Annotated in this window: 26 protein-coding genes; 19 read left to right on the top strand and 7 right to left on the bottom strand. The window is 59.3% G+C overall.

Going from position 1 to position 24,302, the window contains the following annotated elements; genetic code table 11:
- Window positions 1–71 precede the first annotated feature (71 nt).
- Window positions 72–359, bottom strand: a complete 288-nt coding sequence (locus tag ACR3E7_RS12620) for a YggT family protein (RefSeq protein WP_353008684.1) — start codon at window positions 357–359, stop codon at window positions 72–74.
- Between the two features lie 131 nt (window positions 360–490).
- Here ACR3E7_RS12620 and ACR3E7_RS12615 point away from each other — a divergent pair, with 131 nt between their 5' ends.
- The 10 genes from ACR3E7_RS12615 to smpB all read left to right on the top strand — a co-directional run bounded on the left by ACR3E7_RS12615 (window position 491) and on the right by smpB (window position 8,643).
- Window positions 491–1,858 (top strand): MFS transporter, encoded by a 1,368-nt coding sequence (locus ACR3E7_RS12615; RefSeq protein ID WP_170789502.1) that lies wholly within the window; start codon window positions 491–493, stop codon window positions 1,856–1,858.
- Window positions 1,855–2,718 (top strand): penicillin-insensitive murein endopeptidase, encoded by an 864-nt coding sequence (gene mepA, locus ACR3E7_RS12610; RefSeq protein ID WP_480503481.1) that lies wholly within the window; start codon window positions 1,855–1,857, stop codon window positions 2,716–2,718. The genes ACR3E7_RS12615 and mepA overlap by 4 nt, the downstream gene beginning before the upstream one ends.
- Window positions 2,691–3,575: an esterase-like activity of phytase family protein gene (locus tag ACR3E7_RS12605; protein ID WP_480503480.1), complete on the top strand. Its 885-nt coding sequence runs from the start codon at window positions 2,691–2,693 to the stop codon at window positions 3,573–3,575. Before mepA ends, ACR3E7_RS12605 begins: the two co-directional genes overlap by 28 nt.
- A 91-nt stretch (window positions 3,576–3,666) precedes the next feature.
- Entirely contained in the window at window positions 3,667–4,311 is a 645-nt protein-coding gene (locus ACR3E7_RS12600) for a queuosine precursor transporter (protein ID WP_170772946.1), read from the top strand.
- A 263-nt stretch (window positions 4,312–4,574) separates the two neighbouring features.
- Complete coding sequence (arfB, locus tag ACR3E7_RS12595) at window positions 4,575–4,994, top strand: alternative ribosome rescue aminoacyl-tRNA hydrolase ArfB (RefSeq protein ID WP_480503479.1); 420 nt, start codon at window positions 4,575–4,577, stop codon at window positions 4,992–4,994.
- 55 nt (window positions 4,995–5,049) lie between these two features.
- Window positions 5,050–5,796, top strand: coding sequence for an SDR family oxidoreductase (locus tag ACR3E7_RS12590; RefSeq protein WP_480503478.1), 747 nt, complete (start codon window positions 5,050–5,052; stop codon window positions 5,794–5,796).
- Between the two features lie 81 nt (window positions 5,797–5,877).
- Window positions 5,878–6,897: a P1 family peptidase gene (locus tag ACR3E7_RS12585; protein ID WP_480503477.1), complete on the top strand. Its 1,020-nt coding sequence runs from the start codon at window positions 5,878–5,880 to the stop codon at window positions 6,895–6,897.
- A gap of 113 nt (window positions 6,898–7,010) precedes the next feature.
- On the top strand, window positions 7,011–7,424 hold the full coding sequence (locus ACR3E7_RS12580; RefSeq protein WP_170772938.1) for a c-type cytochrome: 414 nt from the start codon (window positions 7,011–7,013) through the stop codon (window positions 7,422–7,424).
- A 152-nt stretch (window positions 7,425–7,576) separates the two neighbouring features.
- Window positions 7,577–8,119 carry an isopentenyl-diphosphate Delta-isomerase gene (gene idi, locus ACR3E7_RS12575; RefSeq protein ID WP_170355873.1) on the top strand — a complete coding sequence of 181 codons (543 nt, stop codon included), beginning with the start codon at window positions 7,577–7,579 and terminating at the stop codon, window positions 8,117–8,119.
- Window positions 8,120–8,160: 41 nt separating this feature from the next.
- The gene (gene smpB / locus ACR3E7_RS12570) at window positions 8,161–8,643 is read left to right on the top strand and encodes an SsrA-binding protein SmpB (protein ID WP_170382128.1); all 483 of its coding nucleotides are present in this window, start codon (window positions 8,161–8,163) and stop codon (window positions 8,641–8,643) included.
- A gap of 13 nt (window positions 8,644–8,656) precedes the next feature.
- On the opposite strand, the gene glpK is transcribed toward smpB, so the two are convergent.
- The 3 genes from glpK to panB form a co-directional block, all read right to left on the bottom strand.
- A complete protein-coding gene (glpK, locus tag ACR3E7_RS12565; RefSeq protein ID WP_480503476.1) occupies window positions 8,657–10,135 on the bottom strand; it encodes a glycerol kinase GlpK in 1,479 nt (492 codons plus the stop codon).
- Between the two features lie 70 nt (window positions 10,136–10,205).
- Window positions 10,206–11,048 carry a pantoate--beta-alanine ligase gene (panC, locus tag ACR3E7_RS12560; RefSeq protein WP_170785243.1) on the bottom strand — a complete coding sequence of 281 codons (843 nt, stop codon included), beginning with the start codon at window positions 11,046–11,048 and terminating at the stop codon, window positions 10,206–10,208.
- Entirely contained in the window at window positions 11,045–11,884 is an 840-nt protein-coding gene (gene panB / locus ACR3E7_RS12555) for a 3-methyl-2-oxobutanoate hydroxymethyltransferase (protein WP_480503475.1), read from the bottom strand. The genes panC and panB overlap by 4 nt, the downstream gene beginning before the upstream one ends.
- Before the next feature lie 171 nt (window positions 11,885–12,055).
- Between panB and ACR3E7_RS12550 the strand changes: the two genes are divergently transcribed.
- The 6 genes from ACR3E7_RS12550 to ACR3E7_RS12525 are packed head-to-tail and all read left to right on the top strand — an operon-like array spanning window position 12,056 to window position 19,544.
- Complete coding sequence (locus ACR3E7_RS12550; protein ID WP_170785238.1) at window positions 12,056–13,543, top strand: ABC transporter substrate-binding protein; 1,488 nt, start codon at window positions 12,056–12,058, stop codon at window positions 13,541–13,543.
- A 60-nt stretch (window positions 13,544–13,603) separates the two neighbouring features.
- On the top strand, window positions 13,604–14,665 hold the full coding sequence (locus ACR3E7_RS12545) for a ligand-gated ion channel (RefSeq protein ID WP_480503474.1): 1,062 nt from the start codon (window positions 13,604–13,606) through the stop codon (window positions 14,663–14,665).
- Window positions 14,666–14,705: 40 nt separating this feature from the next.
- Window positions 14,706–15,653, top strand: coding sequence for an ABC transporter permease (locus ACR3E7_RS12540; protein ID WP_170789513.1), 948 nt, complete (start codon window positions 14,706–14,708; stop codon window positions 15,651–15,653).
- Window positions 15,650–16,465 (top strand): ABC transporter permease, encoded by an 816-nt coding sequence (locus ACR3E7_RS12535; RefSeq protein ID WP_170789514.1) that lies wholly within the window; start codon window positions 15,650–15,652, stop codon window positions 16,463–16,465. The genes ACR3E7_RS12540 and ACR3E7_RS12535 overlap by 4 nt, the downstream gene beginning before the upstream one ends.
- The gene (locus ACR3E7_RS12530; RefSeq protein WP_480503473.1) at window positions 16,462–18,060 is read left to right on the top strand and encodes an ABC transporter ATP-binding protein; all 1,599 of its coding nucleotides are present in this window, start codon (window positions 16,462–16,464) and stop codon (window positions 18,058–18,060) included. Before ACR3E7_RS12535 ends, ACR3E7_RS12530 begins: the two co-directional genes overlap by 4 nt.
- A gap of 32 nt (window positions 18,061–18,092) precedes the next feature.
- Window positions 18,093–19,544 carry an aldehyde dehydrogenase family protein gene (locus ACR3E7_RS12525; protein WP_480503472.1) on the top strand — a complete coding sequence of 484 codons (1,452 nt, stop codon included), beginning with the start codon at window positions 18,093–18,095 and terminating at the stop codon, window positions 19,542–19,544.
- Window positions 19,545–19,547: 3 nt separating this feature from the next.
- Here ACR3E7_RS12525 and pncB read toward each other — a convergent pair whose 3' ends face one another.
- Window positions 19,548–20,840, bottom strand: coding sequence for a nicotinate phosphoribosyltransferase (gene pncB / locus ACR3E7_RS12520; protein ID WP_480503471.1), 1,293 nt, complete (start codon window positions 20,838–20,840; stop codon window positions 19,548–19,550).
- Between the two features lie 164 nt (window positions 20,841–21,004).
- On the opposite strand from pncB, the gene ACR3E7_RS12515 reads away from it, so the two are divergent.
- The gene (locus ACR3E7_RS12515; protein WP_170772915.1) at window positions 21,005–21,538 is read left to right on the top strand and encodes a hypothetical protein; all 534 of its coding nucleotides are present in this window, start codon (window positions 21,005–21,007) and stop codon (window positions 21,536–21,538) included.
- Here the strand turns inward: ACR3E7_RS12515 and pncA are convergent.
- The gene (gene pncA, locus ACR3E7_RS12510; protein WP_170789518.1) at window positions 21,535–22,128 is read right to left on the bottom strand and encodes a bifunctional nicotinamidase/pyrazinamidase; all 594 of its coding nucleotides are present in this window, start codon (window positions 22,126–22,128) and stop codon (window positions 21,535–21,537) included. The genes ACR3E7_RS12515 and pncA overlap by 4 nt on opposite strands.
- A 93-nt stretch (window positions 22,129–22,221) precedes the next feature.
- Here pncA and trhO point away from each other — a divergent pair, with 93 nt between their 5' ends.
- Window positions 22,222–23,127, top strand: coding sequence for an oxygen-dependent tRNA uridine(34) hydroxylase TrhO (trhO, locus tag ACR3E7_RS12505; RefSeq protein ID WP_170789519.1), 906 nt, complete (start codon window positions 22,222–22,224; stop codon window positions 23,125–23,127).
- A gap of 63 nt (window positions 23,128–23,190) precedes the next feature.
- Complete coding sequence (locus tag ACR3E7_RS12500; protein WP_170772909.1) at window positions 23,191–23,691, top strand: potassium channel family protein; 501 nt, start codon at window positions 23,191–23,193, stop codon at window positions 23,689–23,691.
- A gap of 3 nt (window positions 23,692–23,694) precedes the next feature.
- Here ACR3E7_RS12500 and ACR3E7_RS12495 read toward each other — a convergent pair whose 3' ends face one another.
- Window positions 23,695–24,024 carry a hypothetical protein gene (locus tag ACR3E7_RS12495; protein WP_480503470.1) on the bottom strand — a complete coding sequence of 110 codons (330 nt, stop codon included), beginning with the start codon at window positions 24,022–24,024 and terminating at the stop codon, window positions 23,695–23,697.
- Window positions 24,025–24,302: the final 278 nt, after the last annotated feature.

Genomic DNA, 24,302 nt, shown 5'->3' with positions numbered 1-24,302 from the left:
GTTGCCCTGTTTTAAGGTTTTTCTGCTCTTAAGACAGGACAATCACATACTAAGATTCGATGAACAAGAGGTCAGACGAAATAGACCATGTTGTTGATCAGAATGATCCGCAGCGCATAGACGCCGATCAGCACGACCAGAGGTGTCAGATCCAGACCGCCCATATTGGGCAAAAAACGCCGTATGGGGCCATAGATCGGTTCGAGTATCCGGTTCAGGCCGTACCAGATTTGTGCCACCAGTTGCTGATGCAGGTTGAGCACCTGAAAGTTGATCAGCCAGCTCATGATCACATGGGCCAGAATGATGAACCAGACAATGTCCAGGATCAGCAGCAGAATTTGGATCAACGACAGCATGGGGCCTCCGGGTGGTCGATTGCCTGAGACCTAAGCGCCCTTGCGTCAAAGAGCAAGCCCGCGCCCACAGAACGCTTGCGAATTGACCCAAAGCCCCGTCTTATTGACGCAAGAAAAAAACAGGGGCGGTCATGGCAGAGATTTCCAAGCGCAAGCGCATCTGGGGCTGGTGGTTTTTCGATTGGGCGTCGCAACCTTTTCATACATTGCTGGTGACATTTGTCTTTGGCCCCTATTTCGCAGGGATTGCGGCGGGGTATTTCAGCGGCACCGGGCTGGATGCCGAAGCCGCCGCAGCGCGGGCGCAGACGGTTTGGGCAAATTGCCTGACGATCACTGGGCTGATCATCGCGTTTGGTGCGCCGTTGCTGGGAGCAATGGCCGATGTGTCGGGGCGGCGCATCCCTTGGATCTTTGCCTTCTCGGTCATGTATGCCGTGGGGTCCGCCGCGCTGTGGTACACGCTGCCTGATGGGTCAAACATGTGGCTGATGCTGTCGGCCTTTGGTCTAGGCTTTGTGGGCGCTGAATACGCGCTGATCTTTATCAACTCGCAACTACCCGAACTGGGCGATGATAATGAAGTGGGTGAGATTTCAGGCTCGGGCTTTGCCTTTGGCTATTTTGGCGGGTTGATCTCGCTGGCGATCATGCTGACGCTGTTTGTCGAACAACCCAACGGCAAGACGCTGATTGGGATTGCACCGATCCTAGGGCTGGATGCGGCCAATCAGGAGGGCACGCGGTTCGTCGGACCCTTTACCGCGATCTGGTTCATCCTGTTCATGGTGCCCTATTTCCTGTGGGTAAAGGACGATCCTGACAGCGGAAAACAGGGCTCGGTCGGGGATGCGCTGAAACTGCTGGGCAAATCCATCTCGGACTTGCGCCACCGGGTCAGTCTGGCGACTTATCTGGGCTCGTCCATGTTCTACCGTGACGCGTTGAACGGGCTTTACAGCTTTGGCGGGGTCTATGCGCGGCTGGTGCTGGAATGGGGCCTTATCAAGATCGGCGTGTTTGGAATTGTGAGCGTTCTGGCCTCGGCCATCTTTGCGTGGATTGGGGGCAAGGCAGACAAGAAATACGGCCCTAAACCAGTGATCTTGGTCGCCATCTGGGTACTGATCTTTGTCTGCGTCACGGTGGTGTCGATGGACCGGACACAGATTTACGGGATCACATTGCCCGAAGGGTCAGGCCTGCCGGACATGGTGTTCTTCGGCTGTGGCGTTCTGATCGGCGGTATGGGGGGTATTCTGCAATCGGCCAGCCGGTCGCTGATGGTGCGTCATACCGATCCTACGGCTCCGGTGGAAAGCTTTGGCCTATATGGTCTGTCAGGGCGCGCAACCGCCTTTGCCGCGCCCATGCTGATCGGAATTGCAACAACTGCGACGGGCAGTGCGCGTCTGGGGGTGTCACCAATCATCGCTTTGTTTATTCTGGGTCTAGTCCTGATGCGCTGGGTGAAACCGGAAGGGGATCAGAGCAGATGATTTTATTACGTTTTTTGGCCGTTCTGGCCGCATTGACACTGGCAGGCACGGCCGGGGCGCAACCTCTGGCCAAGCAGCTATTTGGCGCGCAAAAGCAAAGCTCGGCTCAAAAACCGGCCGCTTTCGGCAGTTATTCGCGCGGATGCGCGGCCGGGTCGGTGCAGCTGCCCGAAACCGGTCCGACTTGGCAGGCCATGCGCCTGTCGCGCAACCGCAATTGGGGGCATCCGCAGGCGATCGACTTCGTGCAGGACCTCAGCCGGTTTGCGGCGAAACAGCCGGGGTGGAATGGTCTCTATATCGGGGATATCAGCCAGCCGAGGGGCGGGCCGATGACCTCGGGGCACCGCTCGCACCAGTTGGGTCTGGATATCGACATCTGGATGCTGCCCGGTGACAATATGCGCCTGTCCCGCAAGGCGCGCGAGAATATCTCGTCCATCTCCCTGCGCCGTGAAAACGGGGCCTTTGTAAACGGCAATTGGACCAAGCAACACCACGCGGTGCTGCGCGAAGCTGCAAAGGACAAGCGCGTCGCTCGGATTTTTGTCTTCCCCGGTGCCAAAGTGCAAATGTGCAAGGATGAGAAAGGCAACCGTTCCTATCTGCGTAAGATCCGGCCTTGGTGGGGGCATCACTATCACTTCCACGTTCGCCTGGCTTGCCCGAGAGGGTCGCGCGGCTGTGTCAATCAGGACCCACCCCCCAAGGGTGACGGCTGCGCACAGGCGCAGGAATGGGTGAACAACATCCTCAACCCGCCGCCACCGGACCCGAATGCGCCTGCGCCGAAGCCCCGGCGAGAATACCGACTTGCCGATCTGCCCCAACAATGCGCCGCCGTTCTGCAATCCAACTGATCACCGCGTCTCTGGTCGCAGGTGCTGTTTGGGCAGTTGAGGCAAAAACGGCCTCGCACCTGAGCAGCTACACCTGGAAACACCCCGCCGCGTGGTTCGGCGGATTTTCTGCCGTTCATGTCTATGATCAGGGGCAGCGCATAATCGCGCTTAGCGATCGGTCCACGGTCATCGAGGCTCGGATCGAGCGCGACAGGGGCCAGATCACCGGCGTCACCCTGACCGACCACGCGCGGCTTTTGTCCAGCACTGGGCGCGCCATGTCTGGCACAGCGGGCGATTCCGAAGGGATCGCCGTTGCCCCGGATGGCAGCTTTTACGTCTCTTTCGAGGGTATCCACCGTGTCGCGCATTACACAGGATTAAAGGCCAAAGCCCGTGTTCTGCCGCGCCCCAAAGCGTTCGACGCATTGAATGGCAACGGGTCGTTCGAGGCGCTGGCGATGGATTCCAGCGGTCGTCTCTATACCTTGCCGGAAAAGAACCGCACCGCGCAGGGTGATATTCCCGTCTACCGTTGGGATGGTCAGGGTTGGGCGACCCCCTTTGTCTTGCCGCAACGCGGTAAGTTTTTGCCCGTTGCCGCTGATTTTGGCCCAGACGGTCGGTTCTACCTGCTGGAACGTGCAGTGGGTTGGACTGGCTTTCGTTCACGTCTGCGCCGTTGGCACCTGAATGGCAAAGACCCGAACGGCGAAGAGACCCTGTTCGAGACAGGTACCGGTGCGCATGACAACCTCGAAGGTCTGTCTATCTGGCGCGATGACCAAGACCGTTTGCGGGCCACCATGATCTCGGATGACAACTTTCTGGCGCTGCAACGCACCGAACTGGTCGAGTATCTGCTGCCTGATTGACACACACGGCCCAAGGGTTTAAACGCACGGCTTGCCTTGGGGCTGTCCCTTGGCCAAGTCGCCGCTACCTTGACAAAACGGGCATCAAAATATGCAACGCAGCTTTATTCCCGGCATTTTTGCCATGGCCGCCATTGTCGTGGCCTCGAACTTTCTGGTTCAGTTCCTGATCCTAGACGGGCTGTTGACCTGGGGTGCTTTTACCTATCCGCTGGCCTTTCTGGTCACGGACATCATGAACCGCGTCTACGGAGTGGGCCCGGCCCGCAAGGTCGTGTTCGCCGGGTTTGTCACCGGCATCATCTGCTCGCTGATCGGCAGCCAGATCATGTTGCAAGGTGACGGGTTCACCTATGCCGCCGTCCCGCTGCGCATCGCCGTAGCCTCGGGCACCGCTTTCCTGATCGCGCAGTTGACCGACGTCACCGTGTTCAATTCGCTGCGCGGCGGACGCTGGTGGCGCGCGCCACTGGTATCGACACTGGTTGGATCTGCGCTGGATACGGCGATCTTCTTTACGCTGGCCTTCTCGGCCTCGGTCACGTTCTTCGGCGCCAATGCGGACGCCGCGATCAATTGGGCGTGGGAGCCCGTGCCCTTCATGCTGACCGGCCCGATGGCACCCTTGTGGGTGACGCTGGCCTTTGCGGATTGGCTGGTAAAACTGTCGCTGGCCCTGATCGCCCTGATCCCGTTCAAAGTGATCGTTGGTCGATTGACTGCACAGCCCGCATAAAAAAGTGCTTTGAGAATAGCGCATCTTGTGTCACCATCCTTATCAACCGCAACAGATAGAAAAGGAGGTGATCCAGTGTCGAGAAAGAGATTGGAGAGAGGTGTCGGAACAACCGGGGGGATCGCCTGCTAGGGCAGCCCTTGGCGGGGTGTTTACCCCGGCTGGTCGATTGATCTAACCGACCCAACCTCCTGTACTTTCGAAGGGCCGTCCCACCGGGGCGGCCCTTTTTGTTTCCGCCCGCGCCCGCTAAGGTCCGCCTCATGTTGCGCATCACCGACGATATCATCCTGCAAGACTGGGAAATGACCGAGACCTTTGTTCGGTCCTCCGGCCCCGGTGGGCAGAATGTGAACAAGGTCTCGACCGCGGTCGAGTTGCGGTTCGAGGCCGCGCGCTCACCATCCCTGCCCGATCCGGTCAAGGCGCGGCTGAAACGGTTGGCCGGACGGCGCTGGACCAAAGACGGTGCGATCATCATCCAGTGCGAGGAAACTCGGTCACAAGCCCGGAACCGAGAATTGGCCCACGCCCGTCTGGCCGAGTTGATTTCCCGCGCGCTGGTCAAACCCAAACGGCGCATCGCCACCAAACCCACCTATGGCTCGGTTAAACGGCGGCTGGCAGCGAAAAAGGCGCGCTCTGACGTCAAGGCACTGCGCGGACGGGTTAACGAAGATTGAACTGGCAGTTTCCCCGCGCCTTGCTAGTCTGACCACCAAACGGGAGGGCAAGGCTATGAGGCTTAAGAGTAAAACGGCAATCGTAACCGGCGGTGCATCCGGTTTCGGTGCAGGCATCGCGCAGACATTCATAGCCGAAGGTGCCCGCGTGATGGTTGCAGATATCAACGGCGACGCGGCACAAGACATGGTCACGTCTCTTGGCGACCAAGCCATCGCGCAACAGGTGGATGTAGCTGATCGAGCTTCGGTTCAGGCCATGGCCGACGCCGCAGCCGCAACCTTCGGAACCCTCGATATTTTGGTCAACAATGCGGGCGTTACCCACTTGCCAACTCCGCTAGAGGACGTGACTGAGGATGATTTCGACCGCGTCTTCAAAGTGAACATGAAATCTGTCTACCTGACCGCCTGCGCCTTTGTCCCTGCGATGAAGGCACGCGGCACAGGCGCGATCCTCAATGTGGCTTCCACGGCGGGCCTGTCGCCGCGCCCGAACCTGAATTGGTACAACGCGTCCAAAGGCTGGATGATCACGGCCACCAAAACCATGGCTGTGGAACTGGCCCCATCCGGCGTGCGCGTCAACGCCATCTGCCCGGTGGCCGGTGAAACTCCACTGCTGAAATCCTTCATGGGCGAAGACACCCCGGAAATCCGTGCCAAATTCCTCTCAACTATCCCGCTTGGCCGCTTCTCAACCCCGCAAGACATGGCAAACGCCGCCCTGTTCCTTTGCTCGGATGAGGCGAGCATGATCACCGGCACAGCTTTGGAGGTCGATGGTGGCCGCTGTATCTGATCCGCCCTTCATCTGGCCAAAAATATCCCCGCCGGAGGCAGCGCGCCTGCGCGCTTCCCACCCCCAACGGACCAGCCAATCGTGACCCCCGGATCCAAAAACCTCATCACCGATGTTCCCGGCCTGCTGGTTGGTAACGCGCAGGACGCCGTGCTGAAATCCGGCACCACAGTCCTGACCTGCGCCAGCCCATTCACCGCATCGGTCCATGTGATGGGCGGCGCTCCGGGCACGCGTGAGACGGACCTTCTCGCCCCGGACAAATCCGTGGACCGAGTCGACGCCATCGTTTTGTCCGGGGGATCGGCCTTCGGGTTAGATGCCTGCTCCGGCGTCTCAGATGCCATGCGCGCGCAGGGTCGGGGCTTCGCCGTTGGCGCGGCTGTGGTCCCCATCGTTCCGGGCGCCATCCTGTTTGACTTGCTGAACGGCGGTGAAAAGGCATGGGTGGAAAACCCGTATCGCAGCTTGGGTCATCAAGCGTATCTCTCGGCCTCAGATCAATTTGAACTCGGCAGCATCGGGGCTGGCACCGGCGCATTGGCAGCGATGCAAAAAGGCGGGCTGGGCTCGGCCTCAGCCGTTCTTCCCAATGGCGTCACGGTCGGCGCTTTGGTGGCGGCGAATCCACTGGGCAGCGTCACCACGCCGGGCGATCGCCATTTCTGGGCCGCTCCGTTCGAAGTGGGTAATGAATTCGGAGGGCTCGGCCCAGACCCGTCCTCGGGCCTGGGACACCCCGCCCCCAGCCGCAAGGCGCAGGCCATGCACCCGGCGGCGCCGGACAAAGCAAATACCACCATCGCGATTGTCGCCACCGACGCCAAACTGTCCAAGTCGCAATGTCATCGAATGGCGGTTGCCGCCCATGATGGTATTGCCCGCGCCATCGTTCCCGCCCATGCGCCGGGCGACGGGGACCTGGTCTTTGCAGTCAGCACGGGGACCCGCCCGCTTGGGGGTGACCCGATGCAGATAGGAGCGCTGGGACACGCAGCGGCCGTCTGTCTGGCCCGCGCCATAGGTCGCGCCATCTTTGAGGCGACGCCACAGACAGAGGATCTGTTACCCTGTTGGTCACAGATACATGACTTAAGTTAAGGACGACCAAAGTCGGGCTGTGACACAGTGCCATCGCGCGGCAATCTGCGCGTTGACTCTCATCTACACTGACGATCCATTCAGTGCAGCCAATTCGTATCGGAGCAAAAGCTATGAATCGTATCCTCGCCACCGCAGTTGCCGGTCTTCTGGCCCTTCCTGCCTATGCAGAAGGTGACGCCGAAGCGGGCAAGAAAGCGTTCAACAAATGCAAGTCCTGCCACCAGATCGCCGATGCCTCCGGTGAAGCCATCGTCAAAGGCGGCAAGACCGGTCCGAACCTCTACGCCATCGCAGGCCGTACCGCTGGTACCGTTGATGGATTCAAATATGGCGACAGCCTTGTCGCTGCAGGTGAAAATGGCCTGGTCTGGGATGAAACGACTTTCGTTGGATATGTTCAGGACCCCAAAGCCTTCCTGAAAACCTATCTGGATGACACAGCGGCCAAGTCGAAAATGACCTTCCGGCTGAAATCCGGCGGTGAAGACGTCTATGCCTATATCGTCAGCGTTTCGGGCGAATAATATCTGACACCGATCTACTGTGATTCATCGAAAGGCCGCAGTCCCCCTGCGGCCTTTCGTGCGATTGATATGAGTGCTCAACATCGCCACCTTGGAAATACGCAGCCGAACGAGTCCGACCTGTCCGTCGGGCAGGCAGCAGGAGTTGAAAGATGGGAATCATGATCCCGGCCTGGGTCGATGGCGAGTTGACCCCCGTGGACAAGCTTGAAGCGCATGAAAAGGGTTTGCGGCACAAGGCGGTGTCGGTCTTTGTCGTGCGCGGGACCGAGATTTTGCTGCAACGTCGGGCGATGGGCAAATACCACACGCCGGGCCTGTGGGCGAATACCTGCTGCACCCATCCCGACTGGGGTGAGACGCCCTCGGAATGCGCAGTGCGCCGCCTGCGCGAAGAGTTGGGGATTACCGGGCTTTATCCAGAATATCGCCACCGGCTGGAATACCACGCCGATGTGGGCAATTCGATGATCGAGCATGAGGTGGTGGACGTGTTCCTCGCCCATGTACGTGGGCCATTGCAGATCGAACCGAACCCAGATGAAGTGATGGATATCCGCTGGATCGACTATCACGACCTTCTGGCCGAGGTGCAGCGCCACCCCGCGCGATTCACGCCCTGGCTCAAGATTTATCTGCACAACCACGCCGACACGATTTTCGGCCCCGACCTGATCATCTCCGCCAAGACCTGAGGGCTTGCAAGGCCGCGCCAAGCCGCCTAAATCAACGCGTCATGGCCAAGCAAAAGCAGAAGACCGACCCGAATTACAAAGTCATCGCCGAAAACCGGCGGGCCCGTTTCGATTACGCGATCGAAGAGGATATTGAGTGCGGCATTGTACTGGAAGGCTCCGAGGTCAAATCTCTGCGCGCGGGTGGTTCGAACATTGCCGAAAGCTATGCCTCGGTCGATGACGGAGAGCTGTGGCTGATCAACAGCTATATCGCGCCCTATGAGCAGGCGAAGGTATTCAAGCATGAAGAACGCCGCCGCCGTAAGTTGTTGGTATCGCGCAAGGAATTGTCAAATCTGTGGAATGCGACCCAGCGCAAGGGCATGACTCTGGTGCCGCTGGTTTTGTATTTCAACCACAAGGGTCGGGCCAAGCTGAAGATCGGCATCGCCAAGGGTAAGAAACTGCACGACAAGCGCGAAACGCAGGCCAAACGCGACTGGTCACGTCAGAAGCAGCGGTTGATGAAGGATCATAGCTGATCCCTCACCGGGTTCAGAACGCCATCGCAGCTGACACAGCTCGTTTCCATCGATCATAGGCGGCGTCGCGATCCTCTTGCGACATCTCTGGTTTGAATCGGCGATCCAGCGCCCAGGTCTCCGAGAACCCTTGCTGATCGGGATAGACCCCCGCGCGCATTCCGGCCAGCCACGCCGCGCCCAAGGCAGTCGTTTCCTGCATCACCGGACGGTCAACCTCAGCACCCAGATAATCCGACAACCCTTGCATCGCCCAATCCGAGGCGCTGGCGCCACCATCAACGCGCAGCGTCACATCGGTATCCGCGCCCCAATCGCCTTGCATGGCGTGCCACAGATCGCGGGTCTGGTAGGCGATGCTTTCCAAAGTGGCTTTGGCGAATTCGGCTCGGCCCGAATTGCGGGTGAGACCAAACACTGCGCCCCGGCAATCGGGTTTCCAGTAAGGCGCGCCCAGCCCGGTAAAAGCGGGCACCAGCACGACATGCTGATTAGGGTCTGCTTGTTGCGCCAAGTCGCCGCTTTCGGGGGCCGTTTCGATGATCTGCAACGCATCACGCAACCATTGCACCGCAGCCCCGGCCACAAAGATCGAACCCTCAAGCGCATAGGTCCGCTTGCCGTCAAGCTGATAGGCGATGGTAGTCAGCAGGCGGTTTTTCGACTCAACGGGTTTGTCGCCCGTGTTCAGCAGCGCAAAACAGCCCGTGCCATAGGTGGATTTCATCATGCCCGGTTGGAAACACGCCTGCCCAATGGTGGCGGCCTGTTGGTCGCCCGCCACACCCAGAATTGGGATATTTCCTCCAAACAGAGTCGTTTCTCCGAAGTCCGAGGCACAATCATGGACCTGCGGCAGCATATTCATCGGCACGTCCAGCAGATCACAGATCTCCGTGCTCCATTCGCCTTTGTGGATGTCGAACAACAGGGTGCGTGCCGCGTTCGTGGCGTCAGTGGCATGGCTGCGGCCTTCGGTCAGACGCCAGATCAGAAAGCTGTCGATGGTGCCGAATAGCAGCTCTCCGGCTTCGGCCTTTTCGCGCGCGCCGGGGACGGTATCCAGCAGCCATTTCACCTTGGTGCCCGAGAAATATGGGTCCAGCAGCAGGCCGGTCTGGGCGGTCACATCATCCTCGCACCCGGCTTGTTTGTAGCGCGCGCAAATCTCGGCGGTGCGGCGGTCCTGCCAGACGATGGCGTTGTGGATCGGTTTCCCGGTGGCGCGATCCCAGACCACCGTGGTTTCGCGCTGGTTGGTGATGCCGATGCCGGCGATCTGGTCGGAGGTGACGCCGTTGGTGTCCATCACTTCGCGGCAGACGCGCAAAACGCTGTCCCAGATTTCCTCGGGGTCGTGTTCGACCCAGCCTTCCTGCGGGAAATGCTGGGTGAATTCGTGCTGTGCGGTGCCCGCGCGCTGCATTTCAGCGTCAAACAGAATGGCCCGCGATGATGTGGTGCCCTGATCAATGGCGAGAATATAGGTCATGCCCTGCGCCCCCCTCCGGTATTGGTTTTGCAGGACTTTAGCGCAAACAGCGTGGCTGGGGCCAGAGCGATCAGACCGGAATATTGTCGATCAGTCGCACGCCGTCCGCCCAAGCGGCCACAAACAGCCGGGCGGGGCGGTCGGCATGGGTCAGCGGATCCAGCGTCTCGGCGCAGCGCAGTTGGATATATTCGACTTGCGTAAAGCCCGCTGCCAGCAGATCGGTCTGTGCCCGCGCGGCCAAGGCGTCGAATGCCGCGCCATCTTTCAGCGAGGTGGCCAGTTCGATCATGATCCGGTGCTTGTGGGCAGCAACCTCCAACCCCTCTGGCGACAGACGCAGGTTGCGCGAGGACATCGCCAGCCCCGAGGGTTCGCGCACCGTGGGACAGCCAACAACCTCAATCGGGATATCCAGATCGCGGGCCATACGGCGCACGACCATCAGTTGTTGATAGTCTTTTTCCCCGAAATAGGCTCTGTCTGCCTGCGTCTGCAGGAACAGCTTCGCGACGACAGTGGCGACGCCATCGAAATGACCGGGGCGGAATTCACCCTCCATCACATTGGTCAGGCCGGTGACGGAAACGGTGGAGGCAAAGCCCTGCGGATAGATCTCATCAGGATCGGGCACATATATCGCATCCACGTCAAATGGGCCCAGTTTCTGCGCGTCCTCATGTTCCGTGCGCGGATAATTGGCCAAGTCTTCGGGGTTGTTGAACTGCTTGGGGTTCACAAAGATCGTGACGATCACGCGGTCGGCCCCGGCCTTGGCGGCCTCAACCAGTGACAGGTGCCCCTGATGCAGCGCGCCCATGGTGGGGACCACGCCGATGACTTCACCCTTGCGGTGCCATTCGGTTGTCAGCGCGCGCAGATCTGCAAGGCGGCGCAAGATGGGGGCTGTCATGTCTTTGGTCCTTTGGACGGGGCCTGATCGGCAAAGACATGTTCGTCCGCCGGAAAGCTGCGGGCGCGCACTTCGGCGGCGTATTCGGCGATGGCGGCTTCGGCCAGCGGGCCAAGTTCGGCATAGCGTTTGACGAATTTCGGTTTGAAGGCGGTGAAAAAGCCCACCATGTCGTCGACCACAAGAATTTGCCCGTCACAGCCCGCAGATGCACCGATGCCAATGGTGGGGATCGCAACCTCTGCTGTGATGCGATCGGCCAGGCCTTGCGGAACCTTCTCTAACACGACCGAAAACGCGCCTGCGCTTGCGACGGCGTGGGCGTCGGCCAGAACCGCCTCGGCCTGATCATCGCGGCCCTGTACCTTGTAGCCACCCAGCGTGTTGATCGATTGTGGGGTCAGGCCGATATGGGCCATCACCGGAATGCCGCGTTGGACCAGAAAGCGGATGGTCTCGGCCATTTCGACCCCACCCTCCAGTTTGACGGCCCCCGCGCCGGTCTCGGCCATCAGCCGCGCGGCATTGCGAAAGGCGTCGGCCGGCGAGTGTTCATAGCTACCGAACGGCATGTCGATGACCATCATCGCGCTGCTCAGCCCCCGGGCGACGGCTTGCCCGTGCATCACCATCATCTCCATCGTCACGCCCAGCGTCGATTCCAGCCCGTGCAGCACCATGCCGACGCTGTCGCCCACCAGTACGAAATCGCAATGGGCATCCATCAACCGCGCCATCGGCGTGGTGTACGCGGTCAAGCTGACGATGGGCTCGCCGCCTTTGAGGTCGCGGATATCCTGGGCGTTTGGGGCTTTTTTGCGGGCGGTGGCACTCATGATCGTTGCTCCGGGGTTCATGTTGCAGCGCGGCATAACAGATCGACAGGGGCCATAGAAACCCCGGTTGCGCGAACATTTCCTTGATTGACCTTGGGTTTATGGGGACATTGGTCTCAGAACGACCCTCGGAAACGAAGGGTCACACATTTTCAGTGGGGAGTGATTTACATGACAAAGCAGACGTTTCGGTCCTTTGCGTCGGTGTTGGCCGTGGGAGCCAGCCTCTTCGCTGGGCAGGCTTGGGCCAAATCCGATATTACCATTGCGATGCAGTTGGAGCCTCCGCATCTGGACCCGACAAGCGCCGCCGCGCAGGCCATCGATTCGGTCGTTTATACTAATATCTTCGAAGGGTTGACCCGTTTTATGGGCGATGGCTCGGTCGTGCCGGGGCTGGCGGAAAGCTGGGAGATTTCGGATGACGGCACTGTCTACACTTTCAAGCTGCATGATGGTGTGACCTTCCACGATGGCTCGACCATGGATGCCGAGGACGTCAAGTTCAGCCTTGACCGCGCCCGCGCCGAAGACAGCGCCAACGCGCAGAAAGCCCTGTTTGCCGGGATCGACAGTGTCGAAGTAGTCGATCCTCTGACCGTCAAGGTCACGTTGTCTGCACCGAACGGGAACTTCCTGTTCAACATGGCGTGGGGCGATGCGGTGATTGTCGCGCCTGAAAGCATCGAGAACATCAAGACCAACCCGGTTGGTACCGGGGCCTATACCTTTGGCGACTGGGTGCAGGGCGACAGCATCACGCTGAACCGCAACCCGAACTATTGGGGCGATCAACCCGCGTTGGAGACCGCTACGTTCAAGTTTATCTCGGATCCGACCGCTGCATTTGCTGCGATGATGGCCGATGATGTGGATGTGTTCGACAATTTCCCGGCCCCCGAAAACCTGCCTCAGTTCGAGGCGGATTCGCGGTTTCAGGTGCTGGTCGGTTCGACCGAGGGCGAGACGATCCTGTCCACGAATAACAAAAAGCCGCCCTTTGACGATATCCGCGTGCGGCAGGCTTTGGCCCATGCGATCGATCGGCAGGCGATTATTGACGGAGCGATGTTCGGCTATGGCACGCCCATCGGCACTCATTTCGCACCGCACAATCCGGCCTATGTCGATCTGACCGGCAATTCGGCCTATGACCCCAAGAAAGCCGCGCAGCTTCTGGCTGATGCAGGCTATGCTGACGGGTTCGAAACCACGTTGCACCTGCCGCCCCCCTCTTACGCCCGTCGCGGCGGTGAGATCATCGCGGCGCAACTGGCCGAGGTCGGGATCAAGGCCGAGATCATCAATGTTGAATGGGCGCAATGGTTGGAATCGGTGTTCAAGGGCAAGGATTTCGGCCTAACAATCGTCAGCCATACCGAGCCGATGGATATCGGCATCTATGCGCGGCCCGACTATTACTTCCAATATGACAGCAGCGATTTTCAGGCTCTGATGGAACTGTTGAACGAAACCACCGATCCGGATCAGCGCAAGAAATTGCTGGGCGATGCGCAACGCCTGATCGCCACTGATTTCGTCAATGGCTACCTGTTCCAGCTGGCCAAGCTGGGTGTTGCCAAAGCAGGTGTGCAGGGCCTGTGGGAGAACGCGCCCACGGCTGCCATCGATCTGACGCAGATCAGTTGGTCTGAATGACCGGAACTGGGGCCGTGTTGCGCGGCTCCAAGTTTTGCCAGGGTCAGGGTGAGCAGTATCATGACGTCTTTCCGTGTTCTTTTGCTATGCGTGTGTACGCTCTGCGGGCTGGCCTCGATGGCGGGTGCGCAAAATGCGCTTAGCACCCGGTTGGATGCGCTGGCCGGCACCCCCGAAAATCCGTTGAATGTGGGCGTCGGGATTAGGATCAACCAGATTACAAGCGTCGATCAAAAGGCGGAAAACTATGGGGCGGTGGCGGTTTTGCGGTTCGAATGGACGGACCCTCTGCTGGCGTTTGACGCAGAGAAGACGGGACGGGATATTCGGGTCTTCAACCCGTCTGACTTGGCGGACCACGCGGCCGAGATTGGCGCCGTCATGCCCGCCTTCGTGATCCACAATCAGCAATCCAACAAATGGATACACGAGGCCGCCGCCTCGCTGCGCAGCGACGGGCGGGTGGTTTATGTCGAAAAATCCTCGCTGACCTTGCAGGCCCCTCATTTCGATTTCCGCAAGTACCCGTTCGACACGCAGGATTTCTATTTCGAGGTCGTTTCGGTCTTTCCCTCGGACTACGTGACGTATTACCCGCTGGAAGACTTTTCGGGTCTGGGCGATCTGCTGGGCGAGGAAGAATGGGTTCTGGGCAACGCGCGAATGGTGAAAACCCAGGTTCAGGGTCTGTCGGGGCAAGATAGCGATCAGTTGGCGCTGGCCTTTCAGGGCAGCAGGCATCAGACCTACTACATGATCAGGGTGTTCATGCCCATGCTGGTACTCGTTGCTGTTGGCTGGGCGCTGTTCTTTCTGGACGAATACCGAAAACGGATTGAGATCGCGGGGGGCAACCTGCTGGTCTTCGTTGCTTTCAACTGGGCTATTTCTGCTGATCTGCCCAAGCTGGGCTATCTGACCTTTCTGGATTTCGTTCTGCAATGGATGTTCCTGATGACCGGAGCGTTGATCGTTTTCAACGTCGCCTTGCGCAGACTCAAGGTCGCCGGGCGCGAAGACACGGCGCGCAAGTTGGACAATTACGCGGTTAAGTGGATCTATCCTCTGGGCTATGCCGCGATCGTCGGCTACGCGGTTTCTGCTTATTTGCTGATACCTTAGACGCTGGACCAACGGCGCCTGTGACCCTAACGTGCGATCTATGCTGCGCTACGCTCTCAAACGTTTGATATCGCTGATGATCAGCCTGGCCGTTGCCTCGGTCGTGATCTTCGCAGTGATCGAGGTTGCACCGGGCGATCCGGCATCCTTCATGCTGGGCGTAAACGCGCAAGAGGACACGCTAGCTGCGCTACGGGCTGAGTTGGGCTTGGATGGCTCAAAGCTTGAGCGCTACTTCAACTGGGTCAGCGGAATGCTGGCGGGTGATTTCGGCACCTCCTATACCTATCGCACGCCAGTTTCGCAGATGATCCAGGATCGGCTTTGGGTGTCTTTGCCGCTGGCGCTCTATGCATTGACCTTGTCGACACTGATTGCCTTCCCTGCCGGGATTTACGCTGCTGCGCGTCGGGGCAAGCCCGGCGATCTGACCGTGATGGGTGCGACGCAGCTGGGCATTGCGGTGCCCAATTTCTGGTTTGCCATGATGCTGGTGCTGATCTTTGCCATAAACCTGCGCTGGTTCAACGCCGGAGGGTTCGCAGGTTGGGATCAGGGGTTTTGGACCGGGTTGCATTCGTTGACGTTGCCCGCCGTCGCGCTGGCCTTGCCGCAAGCAGCGATTCTGGCGCGGGTCATGCGGTCATCTTTGCTGGATATTCTGGGCGAGGATTTCATGCGCACTGCTCGCGCCAAGGGTCTGTCGCGCCGTCAGGCCCTGTGGCGGCACGGCGTCCGCAACGCGCTGATCCCGGTGCTGACCATCATTGGGCTGCAGTTTTCATTCCTCTTGGCTGGGTCGATCATTATCGAGCAGGTCTTCTATCTGCCCGGCCTTGGGCGCTTGGTGTTTCAGGCGATCTCGGCCCGTGATCTGATTGTGGTGGAATCGGTTGTCATGTTGCTGGTCTTTGCGGTCATCACCGTGAATTTCCTGGTCGATCTGGCTTATGCTGCCGTCGATCCCCGCCTCAGGAGCCGGACATGAGCCGCAACCTGATCCTTGGCGCATTGCTGTCCTCGGTGGTTCTGCTGGCGGCTTTGGTGTCCTTTGTCTGGACACCTTACGACCACGCCGCGTTGGATATTCCCGGCAAGCTAAAGACGCCAAGCGCGCAGAACTGGTTTGGCACGGATCATTTCGGCCGCGACATGTTCTCGATGATTATGGTCGGTGCGCGCACGTCGATTGCGGTTGCTCTGGTTGCCGTGGGGATCGGTATGGCGCTGGGCGTGCCATTGGGCCTGACGGCGGCGGCGCGCAAGGGGTCTTGGCTGGATGAGGTGATCATGCGCGGTAATGATCTGGTCTTTGCTTTCCCCTCGCTGGTCATTGCGATCCTGATCACAGCCGTATTCGGCGCAGGGGCGATCAACGCGATTATCGCCATCGGTATCTTTAACATCCCCGTCTTCGCCCGTATCACCCGCGGCGCGGCGCTGTCCCTGTGGGAGCGTGAGTTCATCCTCGCCGCCCGTGTCTCGGGCAAGGGTGCTGCGCGCATATCGGCGGAACATATCCTGCCCAATGTCGCCAATCTGCTGATCGTACAGGGCACCATCCAGTTCTCGCTGGGGATACTGGCCGAAGCCGGGCTGTCTTACGTTGGACTTGGTGCGCAACCGCCCACACCTAGCTGGGGCCGCATGCTGGCCGATGCGCAGACAATGGTCAGTTTTGCCCCGCATTTGGCTCTGATACCAGGGCTGGCGATCATTGTCACGGTGCTGGGTCTGAACCTGCTGGGCGACGGGCTGCGCGATTGGCTGGACCCTCGGATTAGGGTGGCGCGCGCATGAGTTTGCTTGAGGTCGAAAACCTGTCGCTGTCCATCCACGGGGCGCCGATCCTGAAGCAGATTAACCTGTCCATTGATCCCGGCCAGATCGTCGCCGTGACAGGTGAAAGCGGCTCGGGCAAGTCGATGACCGCTTTGGCCGTGATGCAGCTGTTGCCCAACGGGGCGCAGACGCAGGGCGAGATCCGGCTGGAAGGGCGCGACGTGCTGACCACTCCCGAAGCCGGGATGTGTGCCCTGCGTGGTGCCAAGATCGGGATGGTGTTTCAGGAGCCGATGACAGCCCTGAACCCGGTGAAGACCATCGGCGATCAGGTCATGGAAACGATCCTGATCCATAAGGCCATGCCTGCCACGCAAGCTCTGGACCGCGCGAAGGAAGTGTTGCGCCGCGTGGGCCTCCCCCCGGACCGCTTTCCTCTGTCTCGCTATCCGCATGAGCTGTCAGGCGGGCAACGCCAGCGCGTTGTCATTGCCATGGCCATTGCCTTGCGGCCTAAGCTGCTGATCGCGGATGAGCCGACAACCGCGCTGGATGTAACAACGCAGGCGCAAATCCTCGATCTGCTGAAGGGGTTGGTGCGCGAATACGGCATGGGTCTGCTGATGATCACCCATGATCTGGCCGTGGTCGCTGACATGGCAGGCCAGATCGTCGTGATGCGGCACGGCGAGGTCGTGGAAGCTGGCCCCACCGACGATCTGCTGCGAAACATGCAGCACCCTTATACCCGTATGCTGTTTGAGGCCTCGGGTCATCAGGTGGCCTTGCCCGACACAGCGGCGGATCGCCCGTTGTTAGAGGTCACTCAGGTCGTCCGCGACTATCGCTTACCGCGCAAGGGTCTGTTCGACAAGCCGGGCCACCACCGCGCGGTGGATCAGGTCAGCTTTACGCTCAATCGTGGTGAACGACTGGGTTTGGTAGGTGAGTCTGGATGTGGAAAATCGACCCTAACGCGTGCGATTATGGGCTTGGAAGAGGTGCAAGCGGGGGAAATCCGTCTGGATGGCGCACCCGTTTTCACGGGCCACAAACCAAACCCTGCGGTACGTCGTAAAATGCAAGTGGTGTTTCAGGACCCCTATGGCAGCTTCAACCCCCGCCACAAAGTCGCGCGTTTGATCACCGAACCGTTTCATTTGCTGGACACGCCGCCCACTGGGACCGAGCGGCAGGACCGGATCGCAGAAATGCTGACCGCTGTGGGCCTCAGCCCCGATGACGCTGGGAAATACATCCACGAGTTCTCGGGCGGGCAGCGTCAGCGTATCGCCATTGCCCGTGCCTTGATCATTCGCCCCGAATTGATCCTGTTTGATGAAGCGGTCTCGGCCCTTGATGTTTCAGTTCGTGCGCAAATCCTGGATCTGCTGGCCGAGCTGTGCGCGACCTATGACCTGACCTATCTGTTCATCAGCCACGACTTAAGCGTGGTGCGCACGATCACTGATCGGGTGATGGTCATGCAGGCGGGCAAGATCGTGGAACAAGGTGAGACCGATCAGGTCTTCGCCAATCCGCAGCACGCCTATACCCGTACCCTGATCGACGCCGCGCCGGTGCTGCCTGATATCGGGGCGCTTGCTGGCTGATATGTATGATAAGAGCCTGAATGGAGAGAAACATGCCCAATCCTCTTTGGTTCAACCCCGCACTTTGTTTGATTGGTGGAGAGTGGATCGCGCCCTCTGCTGGCGTCGACCTGCCTTTGATCAACCCCTCGGACGGTACGGAAATCTGTCGCGTCGCGCGGGGGGATTCGTCTGATGTCGACGCGGCGGTCGCGGCTGCGCAGGCAGCACTAGATGAGGATTGGGGCCGTAAAACCGCAATGGAACGCGGGCGGATCCTGACCCGATTGGGTCAGTTGGTACTTGAACGCGTGGACGATCTGGCCGCGTTGGAGGCGATGGATGTGGGCAAACCGCTGACTCAGGCGCGCGCGGATGCGGTGGCCTTGGCGCGGTATTGCGAATTCTACGGCGGCGCGGCGGATAAGGTTATGGGCGAGACGATTCCCTATCTGGACGGCTACACCGTTTATACCCTGCGCGAACCCCATGGGGTGACGGGCCATATCGTGCCGTGGAATTACCCGATGCAGATCATCGGGCGTTCGGTCGGGGCGGCACTGGCGATGGGCAATGCCTGCGTGCTGAAACCGGCGGAAGAGGCCTGCCTGACCGCGCTGGCCTTTGCCCATCTGGCCCAACAAGCGGGTTTGCCAGCTGGTGCGTTGAACGTGGTGCCGGGTTTAGGGGCCGAGGCTGGAGCCGCACTGTCGGCGCATCCGGGCGTCCACCATATCTCGTTTACGGGGTCGGTCGCGACAGGAGCCTTGGTGCAGCAGGCGGCGGGTCGCAATGTTGTACCAGTGACGTTGGAATTGGGCGGAAAATCCCCGCAACTGGTGTTTGATGATGCCGATCTGGACGCGGCCCTTCCATTTCTGGTGAATGCGGGTATTCAGAACGCGGGGCAGACCTGTTCGGCCTCGTCCCGCATTCTGGTGCAGCGTGGGGTTTATAGCCAAGTCAAGGCGCGCATGGTTGCGGCCTATGCTGATCTGACCGTTGGACCTGCGGTGCAGGATTTGCGGGTGGGGCCTTTAATCTCGGCTCGGCAACAACAGAGTGTCGAAGGATTTCTGGCCAAAGGCAAAGATCTGACCATCGTGGCGCAGGGACAAATCGTTGAGGATGCTCCGGCTCAAGGTGCTTATGTGCGGCCAACCCTGTTCGCCGATGTGCCGCCTGATCATACGTTGGCGCAGGATGAGATTTTCGGCCCAGTGCAGGTGTTGATCCCGTTCGACACCGAGGACGAAGCCGCAGAGATCGCCAACAGTACCGACTATGGGCTTGTCGCCAGCATCTGGACCCGCGACGGCGCGCGGCAGATGCGACTGGCGAAACGGCTGCATGCGGGGCAGGTTTTCGTCAATAATTACGGGGCAGGCGGCGGCGTCGAGCTGCCCTTTGGTGGCGTCGGTAAATCTGGCCATGGCCGCGAAAAGGGTTTCGAGGCGCTCTATGGCTTTTCACAGCTCAAAACCGTGGCGACTTTCCATGGTTAGGGTCTAAACGATCACTTCGATCGCCTGTTGCGCACCAACCCCGAAGACGCGTTTGTAACGTTCGATCTCATCCGCCGGACCCATCGCCTTTTCGGGATTGTCCGACAATTTGACCGTCGGGCGCCCATTGGCCGAGACCGCTTTGCAGACCAGAGAAAACGGTGCAAGCGCGTCATCCGGCACCAACCCGCGAAAATCGTTGGTCAGCAATGTACCCCAGCCAAAGGAAATATTGGTCCGTCCGGCAAACTGGCCGTGCAACTCGCGGATCTTGTCAACATCCAGCCCGTCGGAAAAGATCACGCGCTTCTCGCGCGGATCCTCGCCGCGTGATTTCCACCAGTTGATGGCGGTTTCCGCCCCCGTCGCCGGATCACCACTGTCCACGCGGATGCCAGTCCAGCCTGCCAGCCAGTCGGGCGCGCGATCCAAAAAGCCCTGAGTGCCATAGGTGTCAGGCAGGATGATACGCAGGTTGCCCTCATGCTCATCATGCCAATCGCTGAGAACATCATAGGGCGCTTGCGCCAATTCGGCGTCCGTGTTGGCCAGCGCGGAATAGACCATGGGTAGCTCATGCGCGTTGGTGCCGATGGCCTCAACCTCGCGCCGCATGGCGATCAGGCAGTTTGACGTGCCGGTAAATGCGGGTCCCAAGCCTTCGATCATCGCCTGCACGCACCAGTCCTGCCATAGAAAGGAATGCCGGCGACGCGTTCCGAAATCAGCAATGCCCAGCCCATCAATGTCACGCAGTTGCTCAATTTTTTCCCAAACGCGCGTCATGGCGCGGGCATAGAGCACCTGCAACTCGAACCGGCCCATGTCGTTCAGAACCGCGCGGGACCGCAATTCCATCAACACGGCCAGGGCCGGGATTTCCCACAACATGACCTCATGCCATTTGCCTTCGAAGGTCAGTTCGTACTGATCGCCCTTGCGTTCAAGATGGTAGGGCGGCAGGCGTAGGTTCTCGAACCACTCCATGAAATCGGATCGGAACATCTGCCGCTTGCCGTAGAACATGTTGCCCCGCAGCCATGTGCTTTCGCCGCGGCTGAGGCTGAGGGAACGGATATGATCGAGCTGTTCGCGCAGTTCGCCCTCATCAATAAGCTTGGCGAGGGGGATGTGATTCGACCGATTGATCAGCGAAAACACCACTTCCGTTTGGGGCCGATTTCGAAACACTGACTGGCACATCAGCAGTTTGTAGAAATCTGTGTCGATTAAAGACCGTATAATTGGGTCAATCTGCCATTTATGATTGTACACACGTGCCGCAATATCGACCATGAGGAACTCCTGCGATTTCCGTTGTTAGATCAATCGGTGTGTGGAATGGCAAGAGTCGCTGGTTTGGTGACAATGACAAGCTCAGGTCACAAAGCGAGCAAATTGTGTGATCTTTTCACCGGTTAGTGAGAAGAGGGGTTGGGAAGTCGAGGTTAAGTTAGTGAATGGTTCTCGAGTACGATTTTGACATCGTTGTTGTCGATCCGGGGGACGGAGAAGGCGAGCAAGGCGCGGAGGGGGCTTCGAAAAAGCCCGTTTTGCGCGCAATGTTCCGCAATGTGAAAACGGCGGACGCGCTGCGGGCGGCTTCTCCGAAAATCCGCAAGATCTTTCAGGATGCAGGTTTCGGTCTGGACGCGACCGGCAGCCAGTTGATGCATGGCTTTTACCGACCCCGTGACGAGGCCGAGCGAGAGCGGATTCTGAAAGCGCTGTTTGCCAACATTCGGGAAATGGGTGTTCAGGGCGAATATTGCGGCGAATTCGACTTTTGGAAATTCCTTCGGGACGTCAAATCGGCCCGCCCGCGCAACGGTCAGCGACGTAACACCGCTGATTGGACCCCGAACCCGCGCTATAAATCCCCGGCAACGCCGGAACGCCGCACCTTGCCCGCCCGCATTGGCGTGGCTCTTGGGCTGGCGGTTATTATTTTTGTGATCCTGAAATATCTGTTGGATTCGGGCTCCGCGCCCTAAGCCAAGGTCACACCGGCAGCCTTCATCGCTGTTTCTGCTGCCGTCAGCGAGCCGTCCAGATCAATCGCGCGGCACAGTCCCATATTCACCGTCACCTCAAAACCCAACCGCGCCGCGTCCACGGCTGAGAAATGAACGCAGAAATCCGTGGCCAGGCCCACCATCGTCAGTTTGCGGATGCCTCGGGTGTTGAGATAGCCCTCCAACCCGGTTGGCGTAGTCTGATCGTTCTCGAAAAAGGCTGAGTAGCTGTCAATCGCGCTGCGAAACCCTTTTCGAATGATCAAATCGCCTTCGATGCGCAGATCGGGATGAAACGCTGCGCCCTGCGTTCCCTGCACGCAATGATCCGGCCAGAGCACCTGCGGGCCATAGGGCATTTCTGCTACGTCAAATGGGTTCTTTCCTACATGCGAGCTGGCGAATGAGGAATGCCCTGCCGGATGCCAGTCCTGCGTCAGGATCACCGCGTCGAACTCATCCATAATCGCGTTGATCGGGGCGACGATCTCATCGCCGCCGGGAACGGCCAACGCACCGCCGGGGCAGAAATCGTTCTGGACGTCGATTACGATCAGGGCATGGGTCATCGCGTTCTCCTTTTCAGCTATCGGTAAGGGGGCGAGCGGGGGGCGTCAATCCGATCCCTTGCGACTCTGCGCGCGTGGGGCTAGACCGCGCGCATGTATACCATCGCTGCCCTCTATCACTTCACCCGTTTCGCTGATCACACCGCCCTGCGCGAACCCTTGCTGGACCTGTGTCGTGCACAATCGGTCAAAGGCACGCTGCTGCTTGCGCAAGAGGGGATCAACGGCACCATCGCGGGCCCGCGCGCCGGGATTGACGCCGTGCTGGCGCATATCAAAGCGCTGCCGGGTTGCGCCGATCTGGAATGGAAAGAGGCCACCGCCGACCATCCGCCTTTCGGCAAGATGAAGGTGCGCCTGAAGAAAGAGATCGTGACCATGGGCCAGCCGGATGTCGATCCGCGCGCCCGTGTCGGCAACTATGTCGAGCCGGAGGAGTGGAACGACCTGATCCGTTCCGACGATGTGGTGGTGATCGACACCCGCAACGATTATGAGGTGGCGATTGGTACGTTTAAAGGAGCAATAGACCCTGAAACAGCCAGTTTCCGCGAATTCCCGGCCTGGTGGGAGGAAAACAAGGACCGCTTTCACAACAAGCGTGTTGCCATGTTCTGCACCGGCGGTATCCGGTGCGAGAAATCCACCAACTTCCTGCTGGGTCAGGGGGTCGAGGATGTCTATCACCTGAAAGGCGGTATCCTGCGATATCTTGAGGAAATGCCCGCCGAGGACAGCACTTGGCAGGGTGAGTGTTTCGTCTTCGACAATCGCGTGTCCGTGGGGCACGGGCTGGTCGAGGGGCCCCACAACCTGTGCCATGGCTGCCGCCGTCCGATCCTGCCCGAGGATATGAAACGCCCTGAATATGAACACGGCGTCTCGTGCCATCAATGTGTGGATGAAACCTCGGAAGCTGACAAGAAGCGCTTCCGCGAGCGGCAGAAGCAGATCGGGCTGGCGCGCCAACGCGGGCAGGAACATTTGGGCGCAGACTAAACCACTCGGTTGCACGGGCGGGGCGAAACCCCGATCATCGCACCCGTTAAAGACGGAGACGACATGCGCCGCGAGCCGACAACGTTGGAAGAATGGAAATCGACCCTGCTTGCCGCAGGCGGTATGGTTTTGGCCAGCTTCTTTGCCTGGTTCGGCCTTTCCCGCCTTAGTGAATCAACGGCGGGCGATACGTTGGGCACGTTTGCATCCGTGGGCCTGTTCCTGTGGATCGTCTCGCAATCGTGGTACTATATGACACAGGTGAAATCCCCGCGCCGCGTGCTGTTCTTGATGGGCGTATCCTTTATTCAGGTCGTCCCCTTCCTGTTCGCCGCCGTCTATGGTGCGTTCGGCTATAAAGACAACTGCGTGGTCGGTGCCAGCGGACCGGGGGACATCCTGTATTTCTCATATGTCACCTTCACCACCGTTGGATATGGCGACATGGCCCCAACCGGCCTGTGCCGCGCGTTGGCTGTGTCAGAAGCGGTGACAGGCTACATCCTGCTGGGCCTCTTCGTCGCCGCTGCCGTGGCACTTTATGCCCGAAACCACTCGGACTAGAGCCTATTTGTTGGTGTTAATCCACCGGGACATCATTTGCTTGTCGCGGAAACACTCAGACGGTATCGGTCTGCGTTTGGAACGCGAGATCCGTTCGGCAAAAGCGACCTGTTTGCCGGTCGGGTAATTGGCGAATGGTGACGGGTCATCCTGTTTATGCGCCGAAATCCACTGGGACATGGCCCTGCGGTCGCGTTGTGCCTCGACCGGGATTTCAAGCGCCGACTGCTGGGCAATCGCGCGCGCATAGCGCATCTGCCGGTCCGTGACGGGCAGCATGTGATAGTCGTTGCTGGGTGCGTCGTACCAGCTTTGACGGGCAGCGTTGGCCATAGCTCGAATACCTCCGTTCCACCTCAGACATTCATGTGGAACAAATATAGAACATTTTAGGAACTTTTCAAGATTTCTGCTGATCCACGCGGTCTTCACCGTGTTTCAAACCAGCCTGTCCCGTCGCGTTTCGACCTATTCGGCACGTATTTTCGTGCTTCCTAATTTAATCAAAGAATCAGTGCGTCTCATTTCAAGACACAAACGCTCACGACATCGCGCGTTTGGTGTCACCGGGCGATGATTCGCCGACGCGGTGTTTGCTTCCGGCGCTTTGA

The organism is Ruegeria sp. BK1 (genome assembly GCF_056535645.1).
The sequence above is the reverse complement of the archived record's forward strand: the minus strand, read 5'-3'. Positions and strand labels throughout refer to the sequence as shown.